Origin of the sequence: Croceicoccus bisphenolivorans (assembly GCF_001634625.1) — a bacterium.
In the GTDB taxonomy this organism is placed as follows: domain Bacteria; phylum Pseudomonadota; class Alphaproteobacteria; order Sphingomonadales; family Sphingomonadaceae; genus Croceicoccus; species Croceicoccus bisphenolivorans.
This window is the reverse complement of the sequence record NZ_LRSE01000007.1, coordinates 1-23,200: the sequence shown is the minus strand read 5'-3', so window position 1 is coordinate 23,200 and position 23,200 is coordinate 1. Positions and strand designations below refer to the sequence as shown.

The following is a 23,200-nucleotide window of genomic DNA, read 5'->3' as shown; positions in this document are numbered from 1 at the left end:
ACATGCTGACTACCCTTCCCACAACGCTGGGCCGCCAGCCATGGGGCGTGATCGTGCCGTTGACCGCGCTGGTCTGTTTCGGCGCGGCGGTGCTTTATTCGGCGGCTGGCGGGCACTGGATGCCGTGGTCCGCGCTGCATGTCGTGCGCTATCTCGTCTTCCTGATCATGGCGATGGTGATCGCCCGCTTCAGCCGCGACTTCGTGAAGATGATGGCACTGCCCATCTATGTCATGCTGGTGCTGCTGCTGATGGCGGTGGAAGCTCTGGGCTTTGTCGGCGGGGGCAGCCAGCGATGGCTCAATCTCGGCTTCATGACGTTGCAGCCGTCGGAACTGATGAAGCCGGGCATCGTCATCATCCTCGCCCGGTTTTACGACATGCTGCCCCCCGGCGCGACGCGCGAATTCCGCTCTCTGCTGGTGCCGGGGTTTTTGATCGGCTTGCCGACCGGCCTTGTCCTCATGCAGCCCGACCTTGGCACCAGCCTTGCCATCGTGTTCGGCGCGGTCGTCGTGATGTTCCTCGCCGGTCTGCCGCTCATCTGGTTTATCGGCGCGGGCGTTGCCGGCGCGATCGCGGTTCCCATCCTGTTTTTCGTCGCGCTGCATGACTATCAGCGGCAGCGGGTTTTCACCTTCCTCGATCCGGAAAGCGATCCGCTGGGCACCGGATACCACATTACGCAGTCCAAGATCGCGATCGGGTCTGGCGGCATGTTCGGCAAGGGGTTCGGCAACGGCACGCAAAGCCACCTGAACTACCTGCCCGAACCGCACACCGATTTCGTGTTTGCGACAATGGCGGAGGAGTGGGGGATGATGGGCGGACTGTTCGTGCTGTTCGTGTTCGGCCTGCTGCTGCGATACGGACTGCGCGTGGCGCGTGATGCGCCGGGCCGCTTTTCCCGCCTGATGGCGGCAGGGCTGACGGCAACGATCTTCTTCTACGCCGCGGTCAACCTGATGATGGTAATGGGGCTGGCACCCGTGGTCGGCATTCCCCTGCCCTTCATGAGCCACGGCGGCTCATCGATGATGACGATCATGATCTGCGTCGGCCTGATCATGGCGGTCGACCGGTGGGGCAAGCGCGATATGCGCGGAAGTTTCGAGGACAGCTAAAAACCCCCTTGCGCGAATCGCGTCAGACACTATTGGGGGCGCTCCACGGCGGACAGGCCCACCGGCCAACCACCGTATCGCGGCTCAAAAGCGGCGATGTGGACGCATAGCTCAGTTGGTAGAGCAGCTGACTCTTAATCAGCGGGTCCTAGGTTCGAGCCCTAGTGCGTCCACCAACTTTCCAAATACTTACAGATAGTTAGACTATCTCCGGGATTGGGAATTCCATCCTCTTGAGTGGCTAGGTAGCTCTCTAGGTAGCGCGCTCCTGGAAACAGATTTTCTGAGCGAAAGTGCAAGAGAGCCGTAACGCTGGTTGTTTTCCGGCCCAGATCAAGCTCGCTTTCCAAGGCTGGCACGAATCGGCATTCTCAAAGTCGTCAGGCCTGCGGCTTATATTTGAGTTCCGCGATCCCATCCCTGCGGTACGAGGTGACCAAATGACAAATTCGGGTGCGATGATCGTGATCTGCCCGTCGTGCTCGACTGCAAATCGGGTGCCGAAGGATAAGCTTCTCGCGGGAGGCAAGTGCGGCCGATGCGGATCGCTGCTATTCCTAAAGCAGCCCTTGGTTCTCACCGCAGCCAACTTTGGTGCACACGCTACCAAAAGCGACATTCCGCTGCTCGTTGATTTCTGGGCAACCTGGTGCGGTCCTTGCCAGCAGATGGCTCCCGCCTTCACTGCGGCCGCCGGCCAACTCGAACCCAGAGTGCGTCTAGGAATGCTGGACACGGAAGCCGATCAGGCCGTTGCTGCCCGCTATGGAATCCGCTCGATCCCGACCCTGATCCTATTTTCAAAGGGGCGTGAGGTTGCCCGCCAATCTGGCGCGATGTCAGCTACTGCCATTGTCACCTGGGTGCGGCAGGCCCTTCCTGCATAGAATATGGTGCTAAATGCGGCGTCCGTATGCGAGAAGCTGGCGCTGCCAGCGGCACCGTCTCTGGCATGGGACCGAGACATTATTCAGATGCGCCTTGACGCAAAAGTTCGATAACCCGCGAGAGCTTGTCACGAACTACCTGCGCAGCCTTCGTCAATTCTGGATTATCGATTGCCTGCATTGAGGCCACCGGATCAATCGCGGCAACTTCGACCTCGCCGGAGCCGTACTGTTGGACAATGACATTACAGGGCAGCATCAGCCCGACCTTGTCTTCCACCTGCAACGCCTCATGGGCCAGGCCTGGATTGCACGCCCCAAGAATTGTGTAAGGCCGGAAATCGACGTCGATCTTCGACTTGAGTGTCTGCTGGATATCGATCCGGCTGATGACACCAAACCCTTCGGTTTTAAGGGCAGCTTCGGTGCGCGCAATGGCATCATCGAACGGACCCTGAAGCTTGGCGGCCATATAGTACGTCATCTTTGATCCTCTCAAATTCAGCAGTTCGGCCAAATCAGCCTATCACGCCGACTCGCCAGCTGTTTGCGGCAATCAAACCACCGCACGCGCAGTGACTGATTGGCGTTCCATCGAGTGTGCGCTTCACAGCTTCAAGGTGCCAACAAGAACTGCTGTCAAACTGCACCCGAATGCAGTCGTCTGCGTTGTTCATCGTCAGCACCTTGATGCCGTGCGTCATCCCCCGCTGGCCGGTTGAGGCTCCATTGGTCCCACGTCCGTGAGATTTTCTTCGTCCTTTTTCCGATGAACCAGAGCATAGAGCGCTGGAAGAACGAGCAATGTGAGTATCGTCGAGGAAATGATCCCGCCGATCACGACAGTCGCGAGCGGCCGCTGCACTTCGGAACCGGCACCGACGTTCAGCGCCATCGGTACGAAGCCGAGCGATGCCACGAGAGCCGTCATCATCACCGGGCGCAGGCGTGTCAGCGCGCCCTCGCGCACCGCCTCTAGTGCTCCCAGGCCGCGTTCGCGCAGGTCGCGTATGAAGGACAGCATGACGACACCGTTGAGCACCGCAACACCCGACAAGGCGATGAACCCGATCCCGGCGGAGATCGACATCGGGATCCCGCGCAATGCCAGGGCCGCCACCCCGCCAGTCAATGCGAGCGGCACGCCCGAGAAGACGATAGCCGCATCCTTCGTCGATCCGAACAGCGTGAACAGCAGCCCGAAGATCAACAGCAGCACAAGCGGCACGACCACCTGCAGCCGGGTCTTGGCCGACTGGAGCTGTTCGAACGTGCCGCCGTATTCAACGTAGTAGCCGGTCGGCAGTTCGACTTCGGCGCCGACCTTCTCCCGCAGTTCGGTGATGAAGGATCCCAGATCCCGGCCGCGCACGTTGGCGGTGATCACGGCGCGGCGCTTGCCGTTCTCACGGCTGATCTGATTGGGTCCGGCCGAGAGTGAGATGTCAGCCAGTTGTGACAGCGGTACTGTCCCGCCGGCTGCAAGCCGAACGGGCAGATTGCCGAGTGCCGGTAAGTCCGTCCGCAGCGCTTCGGGCAGGCGCACGACGACGGCAAAGCGCCGGTCGCCCTCGAACACCTCGCCCGCCTTGCGGCCGCCAGTTGCCGTGGCCACGGCATCCTGAACCTCGGCCATGCTGATGCCATAGCGTGCGAGCATGTCACGGCGCGGTGTGACCGAGAGCATCGGCAGGCCCGTGACCTGCTCGAGCTTCACATCCTCAGCCCCGGGGATAGACGCCGCCACGTCGTTGATGGCATCGCCGCTCTTTAGCAGCTGCTCGAGGTCGTCGCCGAACAGCTTGATCGCCACATCGGCGCGCACGCCCGCGATCAACTCGTTCATGCGCATCTGCACCGGCTGGGTGAACTCGTAGTTGTTCCCGGGAATCTCCGACACCGCCTTGTTCAGTTCGGCCACAAGCTGGTCACGCGGCTTGCGCGGGTCGGGCCATTCGCTCCTGTCCTTGAGCATGATGAAATTGTCCGCGACCGATGGTGGCATGGGGTCGGTCGCGACATCGGCCGTACCGATCTTCGCAAAGACGCGCTCCACCTCCGGGAACTGCCGGATACGTTTCTCCAGTGACTCCTGCATCTGCACTGCCTGGCCAAGACTGGTGCCCGGAATACGCAGCGCGTGCATCGCGATGTCGCCTTCATCGAGGTTGGGGATGAACTCCGACCCTAACCGTGTTGCTCCCGCAGCGCTGAGGGTGACAAGCAGGACGGCAAAGGCAACAGCGAGCTTCGGCCGAGCCAAGGCCTTGTCGAGGAGCGGCGCGTACCGCTCGCTCATCCAGCGCATGACGCGGTTTTCCTTTTCCTCCACCTTGCCGGTGACGAAGAGGGCAACGGCAGCGGGCACAAGCGTCAGCGAGAGGATCAGCGCCGCCGTCAAGGCCAGCACGACGGTGGTCGCCATGGGATGGAAGGTTTTGCCCTCAATGCCTTCAAGCGCGAAAATCGGCAGATACACCGCGGTAATGATGACGATGCCGAAGATCGAGGGGCGGATGACTTCGGCGCTCGCCTTGGCCACGAGGCCAAACCGCTCGTCGCGATCGAGCAAGCGGCCCATTCGATGCTGGGCTTCGCCCAATCGTCGCAGGCAGTTCTCGACGATGATGACCGCTCCGTCGACGATCAGGCCGAAATCGAGCGCACCCAGGCTCATCAGGTTCGCAGAGGTTCGGGTCGCCAGCATGCCGGTCAGCGTCATGAGCATGGCGATCGGGATCACCGCAGCCGTGATCAGAGCCGCCCGGAAATTGCCGAGCAGCAGGAACAGGACCACAATCACGAGCAATGCCCCCTCGGCGAGGTTCTTCTCGACAGTGGCGATCGTGCGGTCGACCAGTTCGGTACGGTCATAGAGCGGGTGCGCCACCACGCCTGCGGGTAGCGAAGCTGTCGCCTGCTTGAGCTTCTCCGCAGCAGCCTGGGCAACAATCCGGGGGTTTTCGCCAGTCCGCATGAAGATGGTTCCGAGCACGATCTCCTTCGCATTTTCGGTTGCGGCACCTGTGCGCAGTTCGGACCCGATCACAACTTCGGCCACGTCACCGACGCGGATCGGCACGCCGCCGCGCGTCGCAACGAGGATCTGCGAGAGGTCTGCTTCATTGGCCGCCTGCCCGGGAACGCGGATCAGGATCTGCTCGCCGCCGCGCTCGACATAGCCCGCGCCGCGATTGGCGTTGTTGCGTTCCAGTGCCTCGACAAGATCGTTCAGCGACAGATTGAGCGCGGCCAACTGCGCCGGGTTGGGCGTGACATGGTATTGCCGTTCGTAGCCGCCGATAGTGTTCACCTCGGCCACGCCGGGAATGGTGCGCATCTGCGGCCGCACCACCCAATCGGACAGGGTCCTGAGATCGGTTGCCGTCCAGGGACTGCCATCGGGTTTGGTTGCGCCGGGCTTTGGTTCGATCGCGAACATGAAGATTTCGCCGAGCCCGGTGGCGATCGGCCCCATTTCCGGCTCGATCCCGGCCGGCAGTTGCGACCTGACCGCTTGCAGGCGCTCGTTGACCTGCTGGCGGGCGAAATAGGTGTCGGTGCCGTCCTCGAACACCACCGTGACCTGGCTCAGGCCATAGCGCGAGATCGAGCGCGTGTAGGAAAGACCCGGAACGCCGGCGATCGCCGTCTCGATGGGAAATGTGATGCGCTGCTCGGATTCGAGCGGGGAATAGCCTTCGGCCTCCGTGTTGATCTGGACCTGGACGTTAGTGATGTCGGGTACGGCGTCGATGGGCAGCTTGGTCGCGCTCCACACGCCGATGGCAGATAAAAGGGCGACAACCGCGAGGACGAACCAGCGCTGGCGAATGGAAAAGCCGATGATGCGGGCAAGCATGGCGCTATCTCTCCCGCTCAATGATCATGGCTCGCGCCCGACTTCTCGATGTCGGCGCGGATGAGGAAGGAGCCCTTGGCGGCATAAGGCGTGCCCGGCTTGATGCCGCTCAGCACTTCGGTCCACTCGGGCGATGAGCGCCCCAGCTCGAGCATGCGAACTTCGTAGTCCTGGCCGAAATTGGCAAAGACGACCTTGAAGTCGCGGAACGGCTGGATGGCTTCGGTCCGCACGGCCAGTGGCACGGTGACGGCATTCACCACCACCTTGCCGCGCAATGCCATGCCGGCACGGAGCCGCCCCCCCCGATTGGGGACAGAGGTTCGCACCAGCGCCGTTCCGGCCTCGGCATTACCTTCGGGCAAATAGCCCCCGAGCTGGCTGGCCGCGACGGGCGTGCCGTCCATGGCTTCGATTTCTACCCGCATGCCGGGCTGGATCACCGCCAGATCCTTGGGGAAGATGTTGAAGACGACCGAGGTCTGGGCGGGGTCGGTGATGACATAGAGCGCGCGATCACCGGTCACGTTACCGGGGTTGCCGTTACGCTCGGCGACCACGCCGCTGACGGTCGCATAGACCGGATAGACTTGCAGGCTCTCGCTCGACTCGATGCGCGCCAGCAATTGCCCCCGCTGGACATAGTCGCCCACGGCCTTGGTCACGCTGACGACGCGGCCCGGAAACTGGCCACGGATTTCCGAACGGGCAGATGGGTCGAGTGCGACAGTGCCGAAGAGTTCGCGTGTCTCGCCGATTAACGCCGGACCTGCGGTCAGTATCTCGATGCCGCCCGCCTTGGCCGCCTCTGCCGTGATATGCGTGCGGCCTTCGGGACTGGCGTATTTCCAGACGTGCCGCTTGCCGTTTTCGACCGCGACCACCTCGACGTCGAAGCTGTGGGGTTCCTCGACCACGCCCTGACCGGCAAGGAACTTGCCTTCGGGCTTGAAAGCAAAAGTGTTGACCTCGCCCCCCAGTCGCCGGAGCGTCATGGTCAGCTGCACGGACCCCGGATCGACCGGTTGGCCACCTCGGCTGGCATAGACCCTGAACTGCGGTTCCTGCCCGGTTTCGAACACTGTGACCTCAACGGCAAAATCGCCATCCTTCAGGAGACGCCCGCCGTTGGGGCCTTGCTCGGCTTCGGCCCCCTCCTCGCCATGTTCCGCGGGTGCCGGACCGGAACCACAGGCGGCAAGCGGGAGGGCAAGAGCGAGTGCCGCGATAGCGGCGGTGAAACGGATGTTTTTCATTGTACTTCCTCCCCGGCGACGACGTCGAAGCGTCCGGTCAGCCGGTCGATCTGGGACAGGATGTCGCGGTAGCGGGTCATTGCTTCGACCCACTGCGACTGAACCTCGATGATGGCGTCGGCACCGTCCTGCACATCGCTGAAACGGAAACCGCCGCGATTGTAGCCTTCGCGGACCTGCTGGAGTGTGCGGACCGCCTTGGGATAGACATCCTGCATGATCCCGTCGGCGCGCATCCGGGCGGCATCAGCCTCGGCCCTGAGCGAGGCCAACTGGCGCAGACGGTCAAGGCGGGCCGCTTCGGCCAGCAGTTCGATCCGTTGCCGCTCGGCCTGCGCGCGCTCGATGTTGCCCCGATTGCGGTCGAAACGGCCCAGCGGGATCGAGATCCCGGCCACCAGTGCGACATCGCCCGTCTCGCGCAGATGCCGCACGCCGCCGCTCACCGTGTAATCCTGCACGCCGCGCGTCTGTTCGACCACGACCGCCGCCTGCGCCCGTTCCACCGTGGCAGATGCAAGCGCACTGTCGGCAGCGGCCAACTGGTGCAGGTGATCGTCCGGCTTCTCGATCCCGCGCGGCACCTCGACATCTTCTGCCTTGCCGCCCCAGAACGAGGCCAGCCTCGCGCGGGCGGCATTGCGGCGTGACCGGGCCTCGTCGAGCGCAAGCCGTGCCTGGGCTACGCGAGCTTCGGCGCGGGTTTCGACGAAGAGCGGATCCTTGTAGCCGCGTACCCGGCGCAGCGCTTCGGTCTGCATGGCGCGCTCGGTTTCGAGGCGTCGTTCGGCAAGCCAGACAACTTCTTCGGCGATCTGCAGGTCGATGAATGTGCGTTGCACTGCTTCGGCGAGGTCGAGCCGGGTGAGGCGCGCCGAAGCCTCCGCGACACCGATGTCACGTTCGGCATAGGCGATCCGCGCATCGCGCTTGCCCCCGCGTTCGATGGTCTGGGCATAATTGACGGTCGTCTCGGCCTGCCGATAGACGTCATAGGCGCCGGTGCCGGCGATGTTTTCGGCTTCGACTGACAGGACGGGATTGGGACGAACATCGGCCTGGCTGCGCCCCGCCCTTGCAGACCGGATGCCTGCCTCCTGGGCCTGGATCGCGGGCGATGCCGCAATGGCGCGGCGGACGGCCTCGTCCAGACTTACGGGTTCCGCACTTGCCGCTATGGGCAAGGCCAGCGCCAAGCCGGCCAATAGGCCGGCGCGCAATGTCAAAGTCATGGGAACACTCCTGAAACGCTTTCAGTTTGCTCGCGCGTGTCTTCGACACGCGGGGCATTCAGGGCACGTCGGGAAAGCCAGCCAATCAGGGAAACCTCGGCACCCCCGACCGGCAAATCACTCATTCGAATGGTTGAAGCCATCAACAATCGGGATGCCATCTTATGCACCGCCGGCATGATGTTCGGTGTCTACAGTCGATCCCGGGCAGACTGTCATGGATATCGGGGTGCTGTCGGGCACCCGTTCATGGTCAACGTGCGAGATTTGCACACTATCGATTGTAGAGGCGGCAATCTGCACCGAACTTGTGAAACGCCACTGCCCCCGGGAACGATATCGGTACTTCTTCCAGTCGCTTTCCTGACAGGCGACCTGCTGGCCTTGCCTCATGAACGCGATGTGAAGATGGCCGCGGCTTCGGGCGAACCAGCGCTTTTGGCGAACGTAGCCACTGACAATCGTGTGGTCGCCTTCAGCCTTTACTTTGACCCAAAGCACATAGACCGATGAATTCGGGTCAATCTGAATGGGGATATCAACACGGGCCGGGCGCGCATCGACGGGGGTAGCGGCCATGAGCGCCGCAGGCGCAATTGCGCCCATAAGCAAGTATCGCATGTGGAAATAATCCTGAAAATACCAGATTCAACGCCGGGCTGCCCGGCGCGCGCAAAGCTGGGATCTCAGGCTGCTGGGGGCTCGGTTGGCGGAGTTGGCATCAGCGAGGCGAGCGCCGCAGCCTTGCTCGGCCAGAGCAACTCTTTGTTTGCGAAGGCCAGCATCGCGCCGTCGCTGCCATCAAATACCGTCGTCATGGGGCAATGGTGATGATGATAGAGTTCCTGCGAGGGATCCGAGGAAGAATCGTCGGAGAAATCTTCGTGGGCGTCAGCATGGTGCGCATCAGCCACAAGAACTGTGGCCTGACCGTGGTCGTCATGGGCAGCGGCAGGCGCATGAAAACCGGCGCAAAGCACCGAGAACAGAATCAGGAACTGGAGAACAATGCCCCTCATCGTTTCCACCTAGCAGAGCAATACAGCAGCAGCAAACGCATCACTTGCACTGTTCCTGGCCCAGAACATGACGAAGCTCCTCTGGGATCGACATGGGCACGAAGGCGCTGACCGATGCTCGACCAGTGTTCCCCAGAGGAATGCGGCCCAGCAGCGCGCCGAGGGGTGCAAGCATCAGACGCAGAACTTGTCCGCGCGCTTCGCGCCATTCGCGCCGGGAAATGGCAAAGATCAGCATGACGGCATGGGCATGGAGGTGGAGCCGCAGGATCTGCTGAGAAAGGATATGCGCGCGTTCCAGATAGTGCCAGGCATCGGCCGCGTCCTGGCCAGCCCTCGCTTGCCGGAAAGCACCGATCTCCGCCCAATATGCGGTTTCGAGCTGCTTCATACCGGAACCCCTCTTGCCGCAAGTTCATATCGAGCCTGCCGAACCACCTGCCATCCACCTTGAAGCCCGAGAAGCGCCATGATGAGCGCGACGACGAGGTCGGGGAGGCCGCTGCCCGTCCACAGCACCACGAAGCCCGCGCCAATCACCAGCAGGTTGTTGATCGCATCGTTGCGCGAGCAGACCCAGACTGATCGCATGTTGGCGTCACCCGACCGGAAACGATAGAGCAGGAGCGCCACCGAGATGTTCGTCACCAGCGCGAGAGCGCCGATGCCTGTCATCGCCCAAGGATCGGGCTGGGTTCCAGCAACAAGGCCCCAGACCGCCGAGACCATCACCCCGAGTGCAAAGGCCAGAATGGTCAGCCCTTTGACCAGCGCGGTCCGCGCCCGCCAGACAAGCGCCATTCCGGCGACGCCAAGGCTGATCGCGTAGTTTGCGGCATCGCCCAGAAAATCGAGCGCGTCAGCCTGTAGCGAGCGGGATCCCGATGCGGCACCCGCGATGATCTCGACGAAAAACATCACGGCATTGACGACGAGCGCGATCCACAACGCCCTGCGCCACGCAGGATCATTGCGCGCGGTGTCGTCACTGCAGGAACTGGCGCAGCAACTGTCCGCCATGGCCGAAACTCCTTGGTTCGTTCGAGTCGGCCCTCTATATGCACCCTGTAGCAACTACAGGGTCAAGCGATGAAAATCGGCGAACTGTCCAGGGCGACCGGCACCAACATCGAGACGATCCGCTATTACGAGCGGATCGGTTTGTTGCCCGAACCGGCCCGGACTGCGGGCAATTATCGCTCCTATGGCGAAGCGCATCGCACGCGGCTCGCTTTCGTCCGTCATTCACGCGAGTTGGGCTTCACCATCGAGGAAGTGCGCTCGCTGCTCGATCTGGCCGACCATCCCGAGCGCGAGTGCTGCGAGGCCGACCGGATCGCCACCCGGCATCTGGCGCAGGTCGAAGAGAAGATCGGCCAACTCGTTACCCTGCGCGACGAACTATCGCGCATTATCGGTCGCTGCCGGGGCGGACTTGCCGCCGATTGTCGCGTGATCGAGGCGCTGGGGGATCACACCATGTGCAACGGAGACCACGAATGATCTATCTGGTCGTCAAAACCGCTATCTCGGCGATCATCATTGTTGTGGTTTCCGAAGTCGCCCGCCGGAGCGCTGGACTTGGCGCATTGCTGGCATCGCTCCCGCTTGTCGCCGTGCTCAGCATGATCTGGCTCTGGCGCGACACTGGCGACGCAGCGCGTACGGCCAGCTATTCGCAAGCCACGTTCTGGTACGTTCTTCCGAGCCTGCCGATCTTCCTGCTGATCCCGGTTCTGCTCAAGCGCGGCTTCGCGTTCTGGCCCGCACTCGCGGCCGGCTGCGCTCTCACCATCGTCCTGTACGTCGGCATGGCGGCGTTACTCGCTCGTTGGGATGTTCGGCTGTGAAAGCGCCTCTCCGAATTGCGTGGTACGTCCGAGCGGGCTGGCTTGGGCGAAGGACGACTGCAGGCGCGGCCTTCATCGCGATCAAGGCGAAAACGCCCCCGCTCCAAACGTAACACAACTCGCGGAAGCATCTTGCCCCGCTCTCATTCGATTTGCCCGGATGTGCTCCGGGTTTCGCGGGAGCGGAGATTAAGACGCTCGCTTTTAATGCGACGACTAATGCTGTGCGTATACGCTGGTGCGCGCGGCCCCGAAGGCAATGACGTTATACCGTTGCGCGCGAACACCCGGCACCTCCATGCCCGGCGATCCGATGGGCATTCCCGCAACTGCAAGCCCACGAACACCTTTCGGGCGGCTCGCCAGTACGCGGCGCATGTCCGCAATAGGAACGTGTCCCTCGAAGGCGATCCCGTCCACGATCGCGGTGTGGCATGACACCAGGTTTGCGGGAAGACCCACCTGCCGCTGGAACGCGGTACGGTTCGCGTCATCGACGATTCGCACATTTCTGCCGAAGGCCTGCCGAACCCGCGCAGCCCATTGTTCGCAGCACCCACACCCCGGATCGCGATGCATCAGGATGTCGCCTGCCGCTAGCGCGGGGGTCGAAAACAGCGCCAGTGCCAAAACGAGCTTTCGCATATGTGATCTCCTTATCCGCGGGTGGCCGCTGAACCGCTCCGGTGTAAACTAAGGTCCAGTCCGCATTTGCCAGTACTCACATGGCAATACGCGGAGGGTAGCGGACCACCCTCCGCGCACCATTGCTTACTTGTGATCCATGCCGCTCATGTCGTGACCAGCATGCTCACCAGCCTGCTCGCCATGCTCCTTGCAGCAGGCCATTTGGCCGAGCTCGTCCTTCTTGCAGCAACAGCACGACTTCTCTGGCGTCGGTGCAGGCTCGGCTGCAAACGCGGCTGTAGAAAGCGAGAGCACCAGGGCGCCCAGAAGATACTTGGATTTCATGTGTATTCTCCAGATAAGATTGAAACGGATCGGGAAACCGGCTGGCGCGGGGGCGGTGTCGGTGGCTCGGACTTCAATCCGGACAGGCTTTGGGGCGCCCGGATCTCCGGGCCGATCCAGTCCCATCGTATGGCATTCAGATTGGTGCCGATGGCAGGCGCAGCAAAGAGGCACGCATGACAGACCCGCGCCACGTCCGGTGCGCCATGATGATGTGAGCGGTCGCCGCTTCCCGGCATGTCGCCGCATTCCATGTTAGCAGTCTGCATCGAAGCCGCTGCCGGGGCGGCACAAAGCGGTCCTGCGCCGAACGCCAATGCTAGCGCAACAATGAGAGCGACGACCGATTTCATAGCATCAAGTCCTGCTCCGTTGCGACCCGTCGGTCCAGCCAAAGTCTTTGTGCATTGCCATCAGAATCAGAACCAAACCCTGACGCCAGCGACAAAACTGACCGCATCTGGATCTTCTCCTGCGAGCCGTGCCAAACGCGCGGTGTCACCCGCCTTCCGGCTCCATTCCACGCCAACATAGGGCGCGAGCTCGCGTCGGATCTCATAGCGCAAGCGCGCACCCAGTTCGAAGTCGGTGAGTCCTGATCCCACCCCGATCACGGGCATGTCCTGAGCGGAGAAATTAAGTTCCGCTCGAGGCTGGAAGATCAGGCGCTGGGTGATCCGCTCATCGTAGCTTCCCTCAAGGCGAGCCCGGATGTCACCCTTGTCGGAGAGGAACATCTGCCCCGTCAAATGGAACCAGTAAGGCGCGATTCCCTCTACCCCGAGCACGGCATAAGTCCGCGAGGGATTGGGCACTATATCGTGCCGCAAGCCGACATGGGCATTCCAGAACGGCGAGATGGCACGTGAATAGAGTGCCTGGATTTCCAGATCCTCGATCGGCTCGCCGAATGCGCCCTCGCCCTCTGTTTTGATCAGGAGGCGCTCGACGTCACCGCCGAACCAGGCCTCGCCTGCCCAACGATAACCGTCCCTACCCTTGCGCGCCTGGAATTCGGCGAGATCGAAGAGCACCATCGACCCGCTGAAGGCTCCATTCTCTCGCCGTAAAGCTTCGCGCGCGCGCGCCATCTCAGCGGGATCGAACACGGTATCCGCGGCATGGTCGCCTGGCGGCGCAGGGGCGGGAGCAGTTCCGATAGCCGGATCACCCTCGGACATGCCCGTCATGGCATTCATATCATGGCCGGAGTGATCGATGGCTTCAGGCCGTGGCGGACCGGCTGGCTTAGGCTCGGCAGCGTGTCCGGCATGGGGATCGACTGCGACAGGCGCGGGAACTGCAGCTTCGGGCTGACTATGGCCGGAATGGTCCATTGCAGCCGGCGCTGCCTCGCCTCGAGCAACTGTGCCGGGCGCATCCTTCATTTCCATGCCTGGCATGGAGGATTGGGCCACCGCAAAGCCGGGCGTTGCCAACAAGACAGCAGCGCTGATGAGAAGGGTCGCCTTCATGCCGCGTCCTCCTCATGGCGCACGGTCACGACCCGGAACATCCCCGACATCATATGCAGCAGCATGTGACAGTGGAATGCCCAGTCGCCGAGCTCATCGGCAGTCAGATCGAACGAGACCCTGCCGCCGGGCAGGACGTTGACCGTGTGTTTCAGCGGATGATGGCCGGGACTCCCAGTAACCAGTTCGAAGAAGTGTCCGTGCAAGTGAATCGGATGGGGCATCATGGTGTCGTTAATGAGATTGATGCGCACCCGCTCCATGTGGCGGAACGGGATTGGCTCCGTATTTTCGCTGAACTTCTCGCCGTCGAAGGACCACATGTAGCGCTCCATGTTGGCGGTCAGGTGCAGATCGATCTCGCGTGACGGCGTGCGCTTGTCTGGATTGGGCGCGAGCGATTTGAGGTCGCGGTAGGTCAGCACCCGGTGCCCGACCTTCTCAAGACCGGTCGGACGTTCGCCCGTGCGGTCCATGGGCATTGGCGAAAGCGTCGCAACGCCTGGTCCCATTTTGACCTGCGGCGCGACCGCGGGATCGCGCATCTTCATCGAGCCGTGATCCATCCCGGGCATGGCGTGGCCCATGGCTGCGTGATCAGCTGTACTCGCATCGGCACCGGGTGCAGCCATATCGCCCATGCCCATGTCCTTCATGGTGAGCAGCGGACGTTCGCGGATTGGCGGAATCGGCGCGACCATGCCGAGGCGCGGAGCAAGCGTCGCGCGCACCTGACCGGAGCGATCGATGGCCTCGGCAATGAAGCCATAGGCCTCGTCGGCCCTGGGTTCGACGATCACGTCATAGGTCTCCGCGATGCCGATCTGGAATTCGTCGGTCTCGACCGGCTGCACGTTTTGCCCATCTGCGGCGACCACCGTCATCGCGAGACCCGGAATCCGGACATTGAAATTCGTCATGGCGGCTGCATTGATGATGCGCAGGCGCACCCGCTCGCCAGGTGCGAACAGTCCGGTCCAGTTCGCGGCACTGTCATGGCCGTTGACCATGAAATGATAGGTTGCGCCGGTGACGTCGGAAATGTCGGTCGGGTCCATCCGCATCCCGGCCCATATGCGGCGTTCGGAGGCCGACTGGTCCTTGCCCGCGAGCAGGCCTGAGAGGGTCTGCTTCTGCATGTTGAAGTAGCCAGGCTGCGCCTTCAGCTTCCGCAGCTGGGTATGCGGATGCATGAAGCTCCAGTCGGCGAGCATGATTACATGTTCACGGTCATAGGCGACCGGATCGGGCGCGGCGGGATCGATGACGATCGCGCCATACATGCCCATCGCTTCCTGCATGCCGGAGTGGCTGTGATACCAATAGGTGCCAGACTGCTTGACGGGGAACTCGTACACGAAGGTCTGGCCGACCTTGATCCCCGGAAAGCTCACCCCCGGCACGCCGTCCATCTGGAAGGGCACGAGCAGCCCGTGCCAATGAATTGAGGTTTCCTCGTTCAGCGTGTTGTTCACCGCGAGGCGAACCTTCTGGCCCTCCTTTAACCGGATGACCGGGCCCGGTGTCGCACCGTTGATGCCGATGGCATGCCCATCACGTCCGCCGACCCGGAGCGAGGCATGACCGATGGATAGTGCGATTTGCTCCCCGGACACCACGGACATCGGGCCTGCGAGGCCAGGAGTTCCACTGCGCGCCCACGCGGGGAGCGCTGCCGAAAGCGCGAGGCCCCCGCCCCCCAAAGCAGCCGAACGAATGAGGGTACGGCGATCGAGCGCAAAAGAATGCATGAGTGGTATCCGGTAAGATTGACGGCTTCATCGTCCTTTACGCAGCCGCTTTCCCTAGCCCTCAGATCTGGTCGCCAATCATCGCCTTTAATTTCGCCCTGGCCCGGTAGAGGCGGGTCTCGACCGTCTTCTCGCTGACACCGAGCACCTCGGCAGCTTCGGCCTGGCCGAGGCCATCGATCGTGCGGAGGACCAGGGCCTCGCGCAGACGGGATGGCAAGCGGGATATGGCAGTGGTCACGCGCGCCAGCTCGGCCCGGTCTGCCGCTTGCACATCGGCGGGAATGGCATCGTCTGAAACATCGAAAGCCATCTCGAGCGGCACTGCGCGCGTGAAGAAGGCGCGCACCTTGCGCCTTCGTCCCCAGTCCCGGCACTTGTTGAGCGCAATGTGCTTGAGCCATGCCAGAAACGGTCGCCCATGGTCGTAACGCCCAAGGGCCGAGAACGCGGCAATGAAGGTTTCCTGGGTGACGTCGATGGCCTCGTGCGGATCGCCGACTGACGCTCGCACCAAGCGAAACACAGCGTCACGGTGGCGCGCCAGCAATTCGCGATAAGCGTCCTGCCGGCCCGCGAGCGCCAGTGCCGCGAGCTCGCCGTCGCTCCCCTCGGACAGCGGAAGGCTCACCGCACTTCTGGGGTAAGGGCTCTGGTAACCGACCTGTCGAATTTGGCCGCCTGATCAGGCCTCAGGACGGCGCGCATGGCAAAGAGATGCTCAAGCGTTTCCTTCTGCATTTCACCCATGACCTTGTGGGTGTGGTCGATGGCGGTGGTGACTTGCGGACCATAGCCGTGCTCCAATTCCATCGCTTCGGCCAGATGGGCATTGGCGGCCCGCATCTCGAGTTCGAGCGCCTTGCGGCGTGTGGCAAAACGCTGCTCGATTGCCTCGATCTTTGCTTCCTGTGCGGCATCGAGTTCGAGCTCGCTGTGCAGCAAGGCGTGGAGTTCGGTCTCGCTCTGCCTTTCCGGTGCGAACAGGACGCGGCCAGCATAAGTGCCGCCCAGCGCCGCTGCAAATGCGACAAGCGCGATCAGGATCAGCCGCGTGGTCCAATTCACGGGTGGACATCCAGCAAGGTCGAAGGTGCGAGGGGATTGTCAGGCGCAAAGGGAGAGATGGGCTGAGCCGTGGCGGGTTCGCCGCCCGCTAGTCCGCCACCGGCTACGCCGACCACCAGCGCCAGGGCTGCGGCAAAACCCATCAGCCGCGACCCAGCCGCAGCCTCACGGCGGCTCGCAGCCAGTCCGGCAAGCACAGCATCGTCGATAGTCGCCAGCCCCGAAGGAGCCGGAAGTGTGCCCAGGCGGCGGAGCGCCTGATCAAGGTCGGACATGGTGGGTCTCCCGAGGTCTTGTGATCCTATACGCAGCCATATCCCCGATCCCTCAGAAAAATTGAACCAGCCCAATTTGAGGGATGCTGTTCCGGGCCGCGTATCTCAACCTGATAGCCATTTCCAAGGAGATAACTGATGCGTTTGCCCAGCCTTGCCTTTGCCGTTGCGACTCTGGGGCTCATCGTGCCGCAGGTTGCCAGCGCGCATACGCAGCTCGTGTCTTCGACCCCGACAGCCAATGCCACGGTCGCAGCGCCGACAAAGGTCGAACTGCGCTTCAATGAGGCCGTGATCGGCGCAACGGCAAGGGCCGAGATCGCAATGACCGGAATGCCGGGTATGCCAAACCATGCGCCGATGCCGATCACGGGTTTCACCGCCCGGCTCGGCAATGACAGGAAATCGATGACTTTGCTGCTCCGTCGGCCGCTGGCCAGCGGGACTTACCGCGTGACCTGGAGCGCGGCCGGAGCCGACACACATCGCATGGGCGGCAACTTCAGCTTCACCGTGCGCTGAAGACATGGACAACCTGCCTGTCATCGCCATCCGGTTCGCGCTTTACGCCGATCTGATGGTGCTGGCAGGTGTGACGGCCTTCACGCTTTACGCGCTGAAACCCGAGGAGCGAGGCACTGCCTTGCTGCCGCTGGCCAAACCTGCCCTCATCCTTTCGCTGCTCGGACTGCTGCTGTCTGGCGCCGGCATGATTGCGCTTGTCGCAGCCATGATGGGGACAAGCCTCTGGGCAGCCGATGCCTCGGTCATCGGGGAAATCGTCACACAGAGCGCCATTGGCAGCGCCTGGGTCGTGCGTATGGTGGCAGTTGCAATTGCCTTGGTTGCCGCCCTCGCGCTTGGCCGAAGCCCACACCTTGCAAGATACTGGCTGCTTGCTTCGACGGCGGTGGCTATCGCCACGCTGGTCTGGACGGGCCATGCCGGCGCAACCGAAGGGTGGACCGGAACTCTCCACCGGCTGAGCGACATCGTCCACATGCTGGCGGCGGCTGTTTGGATCGGCGGAATTGCCGCGTTCGCCTGGCTGCTCTTTCAGCCAATGGCGCACCAATCCGATGCGCAGATCAGGATAGCGCATCGGGCTCTTGAACAATTTTCGCGGGTTGGGACGCTTGCGGTCGGGTTGATCGTTCTCACGGGCCTCATCAACAGCCTGAGCCTGATGGGCTTGCCTCATCCGGACACCTTGTTCGCTTCGCGCTACGGAAAACTCCTGCTCATCAAGCTCGGACTGTTCGCTGCCATGCTGGTGTTGGCGAGTGCCAACTGTTGGCGCCTAACGCCCACACTAGGTGCAGCAATCGAACAAGACGACCTCGCCCACGCGTTACGCGGTCTTCGGCAAAGCCTGGTTCTGGAGTCGTCTGCTGCCCTTACGATCCTCGCCTTGGTGGCCTGGCTGGGTACGCTGGAGCTTGCCATCGCGAAAGGATGAATTACTGCTTGACCCTGACATGATGTCAGGGTTGATGAAGCTGGCGACCAGAGGAGCATGAGGCATGACCGAGTCGCAACACAACCACGCGCATTGCGCCCATTCCGGACCGGAAACCCCGGGAACGGCTATCGACCCCGTTTGCGGAATGAGCGTCGACCCGGCGACCACGCCGCATGTCACGACCCACGGCGGCGTCCATCACTACTTTTGCAGCGCTGCCTGTCTAACCAAGTTCAGGGCTGATCCAGAGCGCTATATGAGCGATGCGCCGCGCCCGACAGAACCGGTGCCAGAAGGCGCGATCTGGACCTGCCCGATGCATCCGGAGGTCCAGCAGTCCGGGCCGGGAAGCTGCCCGATCTGCGGCATGGCCTTGGAACCGATGACGCCGACGCTCAACGATGGACCGTCGCCCGAATATGCCGACATGAAGCGGCGCTTTGTAATCGGCCTCATCCTCGCTTTGCCGGTGGTTGCACTCGAAATGGGCGGGCATCTGACTGGACTGCGCCATTATCTGGATGGAAACATCGCCAACCTGATCCAGATGGTTCTGGCGACGCCGGTGGTCCTGTGGGCGGGTTGGCCATTTTTCGAACGCGGCTGGGCCTCGGTGAAAAGCGGTCACCTCAACATGTTCACCCTGATCGCAATGGGAACGGGCGTCGCCTGGATCTACAGCATGGCGGCGACGCTCGCGCCCGGCATTTTCCCGGCCGCGTTTCGCGCAATAGACGGCTCAGTCGCGGTCTATTTCGAGGCAGCGGCGGTCATTACCGTGCTGGTCTTGCTTGGCCAACTGCTTGAACTGCGTGCCCGGGAAACAACCAGCGGTGCGATCCGCGCATTGCTCGACCTTTCGCCCAAGCTCGCCCGCCGGGTTCGTCCCGATGGTAGTGACGAGGAGATCACACTCGACCAGGTTCTGGTCGGCGACACGCTACGCGTTCGCCCTGGCGAGAAAGTTCCGGTTGATGGCGTGGTGCTGGAGGGCCGCGGCACCGTCGATGAATCGATGGTGACTGGCGAGTCCATGCCGGTGACCAAGGAGGCATCGTCGAAGCTGATCGGTGGCACGATAAACCAGACCGGCGGCCTCGTGATGCGCGCCGAGAAGATCGGGCGCGATACCATGCTGGCGCGCATCGTCCAGATGGTAGCAGAAGCCCAGCGCAGTCGTGCGCCGATCCAGCGGCTTGCCGACACCGTGTCGGGCTGGTTCGTGCCGGCGGTGATCGCGGTCTCAGCGATCGCGTTCGTCGTCTGGTCCCTGGTCGGCCCATCGCCGGCAATGGGCTATGGCCTGATTGCCGCGGTGGCCGTGCTGATCATCGCCTGCCCCTGTGCGCTTGGCCTCGCAACCCCGATGTCGATCATGGTGGGGGTCGGACGCGGTGCCCAGGCCGGTATTCTCATCAAGAATGCCGAGGCGCTCGAACGCATGGAGAAGGTCGATACGCTTGTCGTGGACAAGACCGGCACGCTTACGGAAGGCAAGCCTGCGGTGGTCGCGATTGAGACGGCCGAGGGGTTCGACAGCCGCGAGGTGTTGCGCCTTGCCGCCAGCCTCGAACGCAGCAGCGAGCATCCGCTGGCTCTCGCCATTGTCAGGGATGCCGAAGCCAAAGGACTGGCAATCAGCGAACCGGGCGACGTCGATCAGCCAGTCGGCAAAGGCATCACCGGAATCGTCGATGGACATCGGCTTGTTGCTGGCAATGCCCGCTTTCTTGAGGAGCAAGGGATCTCGACTGCCCAACTGGCGCAACGTGCCGACGCCCTGCGCGCTGACGGGGCGACCGCAATTTTCCTTGGCATCGATGGCCGTGTTGCGGGTGCTATCGGCATTGCCGATCCGGTTAAGCAGACTACGCCTGGCGCGCTCAAGGCACTGGCCGAAGCGGGCATCCATGTCATCATGTTGACCGGAGACAACCGCGTCACGGCAGACGCCATCGCCCGGCGCCTTGGTATCGACGACATCGAAGCCGATGTCCTGCCCGACCAGAAGAGCGCGATCGTGAAGCGCTTGAGGGACGAAGGCAGGATCGTGGCGATGGCAGGCGACGGTGTGAACGACGCCCCTGCGCTTGCCGCTGCCGATGTCGGCATCGCCATGGGCACCGGCACAGACGTTGCGATTGAAAGCGCAGGGATCACCCTGCTCAAGGGCGATTTGACGGGGATAGCGCGTGCCCGGCACCTCAGTCATGCAACCATGACCAACATCCGGCAGAACCTGTTCTTCGCCTTTGCCTACAACGTCGCTGGTATCCCGGTGGCTGCAGGCGCGCTCTACCCACTGTTCGGCATCATGCTTTCACCGATCATCGCAGCGGCGGCAATGGCGCTTTCCTCGGTCAGCGTCATCGGTAATTCGCTGCGTCTCAGGAGGATTGCGCTATGAGCCTTTCCAGCAAGCGCGCGTGGTTGCTGGCCGCGGCATCGGGCGCGCTGATCGCCGCTTTCCTGCTCTATCCGGAACACCGGCAGCACTTCTTCGGGCTGATCCCTTACGCATTCCTGTTCGCCTGCCCGCTGCTGCACTTCTTCCATGGCGGCCACCACCAAGGACGCTACCCGAAGTTCGGCGAACAGCGGCCATGAACATCGGACAGGCATCGAAGACCACTGGCGTGTCGGAGCGGATGATCCGGCACTATGAGCGCGTAGGGTTGATGCCGCCCCCTGACCGACGCGACAATGGTTACAGGGATTATTCGCCGCAATCGATCGAGCGCCTGCGCTTCATTGCCAACGCCCGCGGCCTTGGCTTCTCGCTTGAGGAGATCACCACTCTCCTCGGCCTATGGGACAACCGCGAGCGGACGAGCAGTGAAGTGAAGGCCGTTGCCCTGGCGCATGCCGATGACCTTGGTCGCAAGGCCGCAGCACTTGAAGCCATGCGGCGCGCCTTGCTGGAACTGGCCGAAGGGTGCAGCGGCGACAGCAGACCCGATTGTCCGATCCTCGACGGGATCGCAGTCAGTTGACCAGATCCTCTGGACACCTGCACATCGATGCGGTCGCTCGCGAACACATCCGGACGGAAAGATTGCTCTTAATCAGCGGGTCCTAGGTTCGAGCCCTAGTGCGTCCACCACTTTCTCCCCATTTTTCAATGCGTTACAAAGATCGCAAAGTTTGGCGGATCCAGGCATGCGCGTGCTAGGTAGCTCTCTAGGTAGCAGCACGCGAACCCACCATCGAGCATGGTCAAGCGCTACGCTCTGGCGATTCAGGAGCCGCCACGCGGACGAACGAGGAGGACGTCAGGTCTTAAGCGAGTCGTGGCCAGACCTGCCGACCATTGCGACGGCTAATTCCACTTTCCTCCACACCAGCTGCTGGCTTCGAAGGTGTGTAGGAGCCGCTAGGGCACTCGAGCTCCGATCCAGATCACCCGACCGACGATGTCGACGCTCTTACGCTGGATGCCGGGCCAGTTCGGATATGCCGGGTGGTCGGTGAGAACGGTCAGACGGTTCTTCATCGGGTCGATCGCTATTCGCCTCACGAAGATTTCAGAGGAGCCACGGATGGCATAAAGACCTTCACGCAAGCCCTCCTGGTTGCGCATTCGTCCAATCATCACCTCGTCACCATTGCAGAGAGCGGGCTCCATAGCCTCGCCGACGATTGGAAGGATTGCGACGCTGGCTGGTTGATCACTTAACTGAGCTAACCAAGCCGCATCGACTAGGCGCCACGATGGGCGTGAGCCACTGCCCGTCCCGTCCAGCATAGGGACTTTGACGATGGAGCGCTGCCCGACTGTCGGCCCTTCCTTTCCACCCAGCACTTCCGGGGGAACGTCGAAATGCAATGCCAGCAGAGCTATATCACTTTGGTCAAGGCGGGCCGGTGAGCCTCGTTTGATGAACTGTTGGATGTATGCCGAGTTTCTTCCGAGAAGACGCGAAATCGACGCGTAGGTCTCGCCTCGCTCGACAATCAAGCCATCCAACGCCTCACGCGGCTCCATCCTATCATCTCCTGCGATTTCCTACCTGTCTATCACGGCCCTGAGGACGATTCCTAGTCGGCCAGCGCACGGAAGCTCATTACGAGTAACGAGAGAAACGAAAGTCGCATTGGAATAGAATGCCTCGGTACCAGCGCTACTGGGTCGGCCTCGACGCCGGACACCTCGAGACCGCCATCTGCCTTGTTAATTCCGATGGCCACGCCTTCTTCGAGGCTAAGACTGAAACCCGCGCCGCTCCTATCCGGGATATCCTTCGGCGGTTTGGCGTCGAGCCAGTCCAGTCCGTTACAATTGAGGCCGGTGTCGGCACTCAGATGGTTCGGGATCTCCGTTCGTACGGCTTTCCTGTTCAAGTCGTGGACGTACGCAAATCAAGCAAGTTCCTTGCGATCCGACGGCAGAAGACTGATGCAAATGACGCCAAAGGTCTCGCTGACCTTGGCCGACTGGCCCAAGCAACTGGCACTCAGGTTTACGTCAAGCCGATCGAGCATCAGGACATTCGGATCATGATCAACATCCGTCGAACCCTGCTGAAGCACCGAGCCAAGATAGATGCCCTGCTCCAGTCCATATTCAGATTACATGGCGGCAGCCTCAAGCTGCTGAACGGACGAGGCTCGCTCGCGGCTGAGGTCGCGAACCAACAGAGGCTCTTACGCATGAGTGGTGTGACCATTGGTATCGACCTGGAATCCTTGGTCAGCATGGGCGAAACCCTGCGATCACATATTGCGGATATGGACCGCGAGATGCGCACGATGGCCGCTACAATCCCCGCATGCGCTGTATTTCAGACAATTCCCGGCGTTGGTCCAATCACGTCGCTGTCGTTTTACAGCGCTGTCGGAGACCCATACCGTTTCAAGCACAACAGGGATGTTGGGCCTTATCTCGGCCTCACGCCAACTCTCTATCAGTCCGGCGTCACCGCGCGCCGCGGCCGGATCTGAGAACGGCGGTGCAAAATTAGACCACG

At 62.1% G+C, this 23,200-nt stretch carries 27 protein-coding genes and 1 tRNA gene; 11 read left to right on the top strand and 17 right to left on the bottom strand.

Annotation, left to right across the window (positions count from 1 at the left end):
* Positions 1 to 2: 2 nt before the first annotated feature.
* The 3 genes from rodA to trxC all read left to right on the top strand — a co-directional run bounded on the left by rodA (position 3) and on the right by trxC (position 2,011).
* A complete protein-coding gene (rodA, locus tag A7A77_RS09260) occupies positions 3 to 1,124 on the top strand; it encodes a rod shape-determining protein RodA (RefSeq protein ID WP_425388562.1) in 1,122 nt (373 codons plus the stop codon).
* Between the two features lie 100 nt (positions 1,125 to 1,224).
* A tRNA-Lys gene (locus tag A7A77_RS09255) sits at positions 1,225 to 1,300 on the top strand.
* A 264-nt stretch (positions 1,301 to 1,564) separates the two neighbouring features.
* Entirely contained in the window at positions 1,565 to 2,011 is a 447-nt protein-coding gene (gene trxC, locus A7A77_RS09250; protein WP_066557096.1) for a thioredoxin TrxC, read from the top strand.
* Between the two features lie 79 nt (positions 2,012 to 2,090).
* Here trxC and A7A77_RS09245 read toward each other — a convergent pair whose 3' ends face one another.
* The 8 genes from A7A77_RS09245 to A7A77_RS09210 all read right to left on the bottom strand — a co-directional run bounded on the left by A7A77_RS09245 (position 2,091) and on the right by A7A77_RS09210 (position 10,400).
* Positions 2,091 to 2,528, bottom strand: coding sequence for a DUF302 domain-containing protein (locus tag A7A77_RS09245; protein WP_245638441.1), 438 nt, complete (start codon positions 2,526 to 2,528; stop codon positions 2,091 to 2,093).
* 183 nt (positions 2,529 to 2,711) lie between these two features.
* Entirely contained in the window at positions 2,712 to 5,873 is a 3,162-nt protein-coding gene (locus A7A77_RS09240; RefSeq protein WP_066556667.1) for an efflux RND transporter permease subunit, read from the bottom strand.
* A 17-nt stretch (positions 5,874 to 5,890) separates the two neighbouring features.
* A complete protein-coding gene (locus tag A7A77_RS09235) occupies positions 5,891 to 7,129 on the bottom strand; it encodes an efflux RND transporter periplasmic adaptor subunit (protein ID WP_066556664.1) in 1,239 nt (412 codons plus the stop codon).
* Positions 7,126 to 8,361, bottom strand: a complete 1,236-nt coding sequence (locus A7A77_RS09230) for a TolC family protein (protein WP_066556660.1) — start codon at positions 8,359 to 8,361, stop codon at positions 7,126 to 7,128. The genes A7A77_RS09235 and A7A77_RS09230 overlap by 4 nt, the downstream gene beginning before the upstream one ends.
* A gap of 162 nt (positions 8,362 to 8,523) precedes the next feature.
* Positions 8,524 to 8,982 carry a hypothetical protein gene (locus A7A77_RS09225; protein ID WP_144901090.1) on the bottom strand — a complete coding sequence of 153 codons (459 nt, stop codon included), beginning with the start codon at positions 8,980 to 8,982 and terminating at the stop codon, positions 8,524 to 8,526.
* A gap of 65 nt (positions 8,983 to 9,047) precedes the next feature.
* Complete coding sequence (locus tag A7A77_RS09220; RefSeq protein ID WP_066556655.1) at positions 9,048 to 9,380, bottom strand: hypothetical protein; 333 nt, start codon at positions 9,378 to 9,380, stop codon at positions 9,048 to 9,050.
* 40 nt (positions 9,381 to 9,420) lie between these two features.
* A complete protein-coding gene (locus A7A77_RS09215) occupies positions 9,421 to 9,771 on the bottom strand; it encodes a DUF3703 domain-containing protein (protein WP_066556653.1) in 351 nt (116 codons plus the stop codon).
* On the bottom strand, positions 9,768 to 10,400 hold the full coding sequence (locus A7A77_RS09210) for a cation efflux transmembrane domain-containing protein (protein ID WP_027443900.1): 633 nt from the start codon (positions 10,398 to 10,400) through the stop codon (positions 9,768 to 9,770). Before A7A77_RS09210 ends, A7A77_RS09215 begins: the two co-directional genes overlap by 4 nt.
* Positions 10,401 to 10,469: 69 nt before the next feature.
* On the opposite strand from A7A77_RS09210, the gene A7A77_RS09205 reads away from it, so the two are divergent.
* Both A7A77_RS09205 and A7A77_RS09200 read left to right on the top strand, forming a co-directional pair.
* Entirely contained in the window at positions 10,470 to 10,883 is a 414-nt protein-coding gene (locus A7A77_RS09205; protein WP_066556650.1) for a MerR family transcriptional regulator, read from the top strand.
* Complete coding sequence (locus tag A7A77_RS09200; RefSeq protein ID WP_066556635.1) at positions 10,880 to 11,230, top strand: DUF3147 family protein; 351 nt, start codon at positions 10,880 to 10,882, stop codon at positions 11,228 to 11,230. The genes A7A77_RS09205 and A7A77_RS09200 overlap by 4 nt, the downstream gene beginning before the upstream one ends.
* Before the next feature lie 216 nt (positions 11,231 to 11,446).
* On the opposite strand, the gene A7A77_RS09195 is transcribed toward A7A77_RS09200, so the two are convergent.
* From A7A77_RS09195 to A7A77_RS09165, 8 genes are all read right to left on the bottom strand, one after another.
* The gene (locus A7A77_RS09195) at positions 11,447 to 11,875 is read right to left on the bottom strand and encodes a DUF411 domain-containing protein (RefSeq protein WP_066556631.1); all 429 of its coding nucleotides are present in this window, start codon (positions 11,873 to 11,875) and stop codon (positions 11,447 to 11,449) included.
* Between the two features lie 126 nt (positions 11,876 to 12,001).
* Positions 12,002 to 12,202 (bottom strand): hypothetical protein, encoded by a 201-nt coding sequence (locus A7A77_RS09190; RefSeq protein ID WP_066556628.1) that lies wholly within the window; start codon positions 12,200 to 12,202, stop codon positions 12,002 to 12,004.
* Positions 12,199 to 12,555, bottom strand: a complete 357-nt coding sequence (locus A7A77_RS17820; RefSeq protein WP_144901092.1) for a hypothetical protein — start codon at positions 12,553 to 12,555, stop codon at positions 12,199 to 12,201. Before A7A77_RS17820 ends, A7A77_RS09190 begins: the two co-directional genes overlap by 4 nt.
* A gap of 66 nt (positions 12,556 to 12,621) precedes the next feature.
* Positions 12,622 to 13,677 carry a copper resistance protein B gene (locus A7A77_RS09185; RefSeq protein WP_066556625.1) on the bottom strand — a complete coding sequence of 352 codons (1,056 nt, stop codon included), beginning with the start codon at positions 13,675 to 13,677 and terminating at the stop codon, positions 12,622 to 12,624.
* The gene (locus A7A77_RS09180) at positions 13,674 to 15,428 is read right to left on the bottom strand and encodes a copper resistance system multicopper oxidase (RefSeq protein ID WP_066556623.1); all 1,755 of its coding nucleotides are present in this window, start codon (positions 15,426 to 15,428) and stop codon (positions 13,674 to 13,676) included. The genes A7A77_RS09185 and A7A77_RS09180 overlap by 4 nt, the downstream gene beginning before the upstream one ends.
* Before the next feature lie 61 nt (positions 15,429 to 15,489).
* Entirely contained in the window at positions 15,490 to 16,059 is a 570-nt protein-coding gene (locus A7A77_RS09175) for an RNA polymerase sigma factor (protein WP_066556621.1), read from the bottom strand.
* Complete coding sequence (locus A7A77_RS09170; protein WP_066556618.1) at positions 16,056 to 16,496, bottom strand: periplasmic heavy metal sensor; 441 nt, start codon at positions 16,494 to 16,496, stop codon at positions 16,056 to 16,058. Before A7A77_RS09170 ends, A7A77_RS09175 begins: the two co-directional genes overlap by 4 nt.
* Complete coding sequence (locus A7A77_RS09165) at positions 16,493 to 16,771, bottom strand: hypothetical protein (RefSeq protein ID WP_066556616.1); 279 nt, start codon at positions 16,769 to 16,771, stop codon at positions 16,493 to 16,495. Before A7A77_RS09165 ends, A7A77_RS09170 begins: the two co-directional genes overlap by 4 nt.
* A gap of 138 nt (positions 16,772 to 16,909) precedes the next feature.
* Here A7A77_RS09165 and copC point away from each other — a divergent pair, with 138 nt between their 5' ends.
* The 5 genes from copC to cueR all read left to right on the top strand — a co-directional run bounded on the left by copC (position 16,910) and on the right by cueR (position 21,226).
* A complete protein-coding gene (gene copC, locus A7A77_RS09160) occupies positions 16,910 to 17,293 on the top strand; it encodes a copper homeostasis periplasmic binding protein CopC (protein WP_066556615.1) in 384 nt (127 codons plus the stop codon).
* A gap of 4 nt (positions 17,294 to 17,297) precedes the next feature.
* Positions 17,298 to 18,230: a copper homeostasis membrane protein CopD gene (copD, locus tag A7A77_RS09155; RefSeq protein ID WP_066556613.1), complete on the top strand. Its 933-nt coding sequence runs from the start codon at positions 17,298 to 17,300 to the stop codon at positions 18,228 to 18,230.
* A gap of 64 nt (positions 18,231 to 18,294) precedes the next feature.
* The gene (locus tag A7A77_RS09150) at positions 18,295 to 20,640 is read left to right on the top strand and encodes a heavy metal translocating P-type ATPase (RefSeq protein WP_066556612.1); all 2,346 of its coding nucleotides are present in this window, start codon (positions 18,295 to 18,297) and stop codon (positions 20,638 to 20,640) included.
* Positions 20,637 to 20,840 (top strand): DUF2933 domain-containing protein, encoded by a 204-nt coding sequence (locus A7A77_RS09145; RefSeq protein WP_066556611.1) that lies wholly within the window; start codon positions 20,637 to 20,639, stop codon positions 20,838 to 20,840. Before A7A77_RS09150 ends, A7A77_RS09145 begins: the two co-directional genes overlap by 4 nt.
* Positions 20,837 to 21,226: a Cu(I)-responsive transcriptional regulator gene (cueR, locus tag A7A77_RS09140; protein ID WP_011445792.1), complete on the top strand. Its 390-nt coding sequence runs from the start codon at positions 20,837 to 20,839 to the stop codon at positions 21,224 to 21,226. The genes A7A77_RS09145 and cueR overlap by 4 nt, the downstream gene beginning before the upstream one ends.
* Positions 21,227 to 21,606: 380 nt before the next feature.
* Here cueR and A7A77_RS09135 read toward each other — a convergent pair whose 3' ends face one another.
* Positions 21,607 to 22,218 (bottom strand): S24 family peptidase, encoded by a 612-nt coding sequence (locus A7A77_RS09135; RefSeq protein WP_066556608.1) that lies wholly within the window; start codon positions 22,216 to 22,218, stop codon positions 21,607 to 21,609.
* A gap of 119 nt (positions 22,219 to 22,337) precedes the next feature.
* On the opposite strand from A7A77_RS09135, the gene A7A77_RS09130 reads away from it, so the two are divergent.
* Positions 22,338 to 23,174, top strand: a complete 837-nt coding sequence (locus A7A77_RS09130) for an IS110 family transposase (RefSeq protein WP_066556606.1) — start codon at positions 22,338 to 22,340, stop codon at positions 23,172 to 23,174.
* Positions 23,175 to 23,200 lie beyond the last annotated feature (26 nt).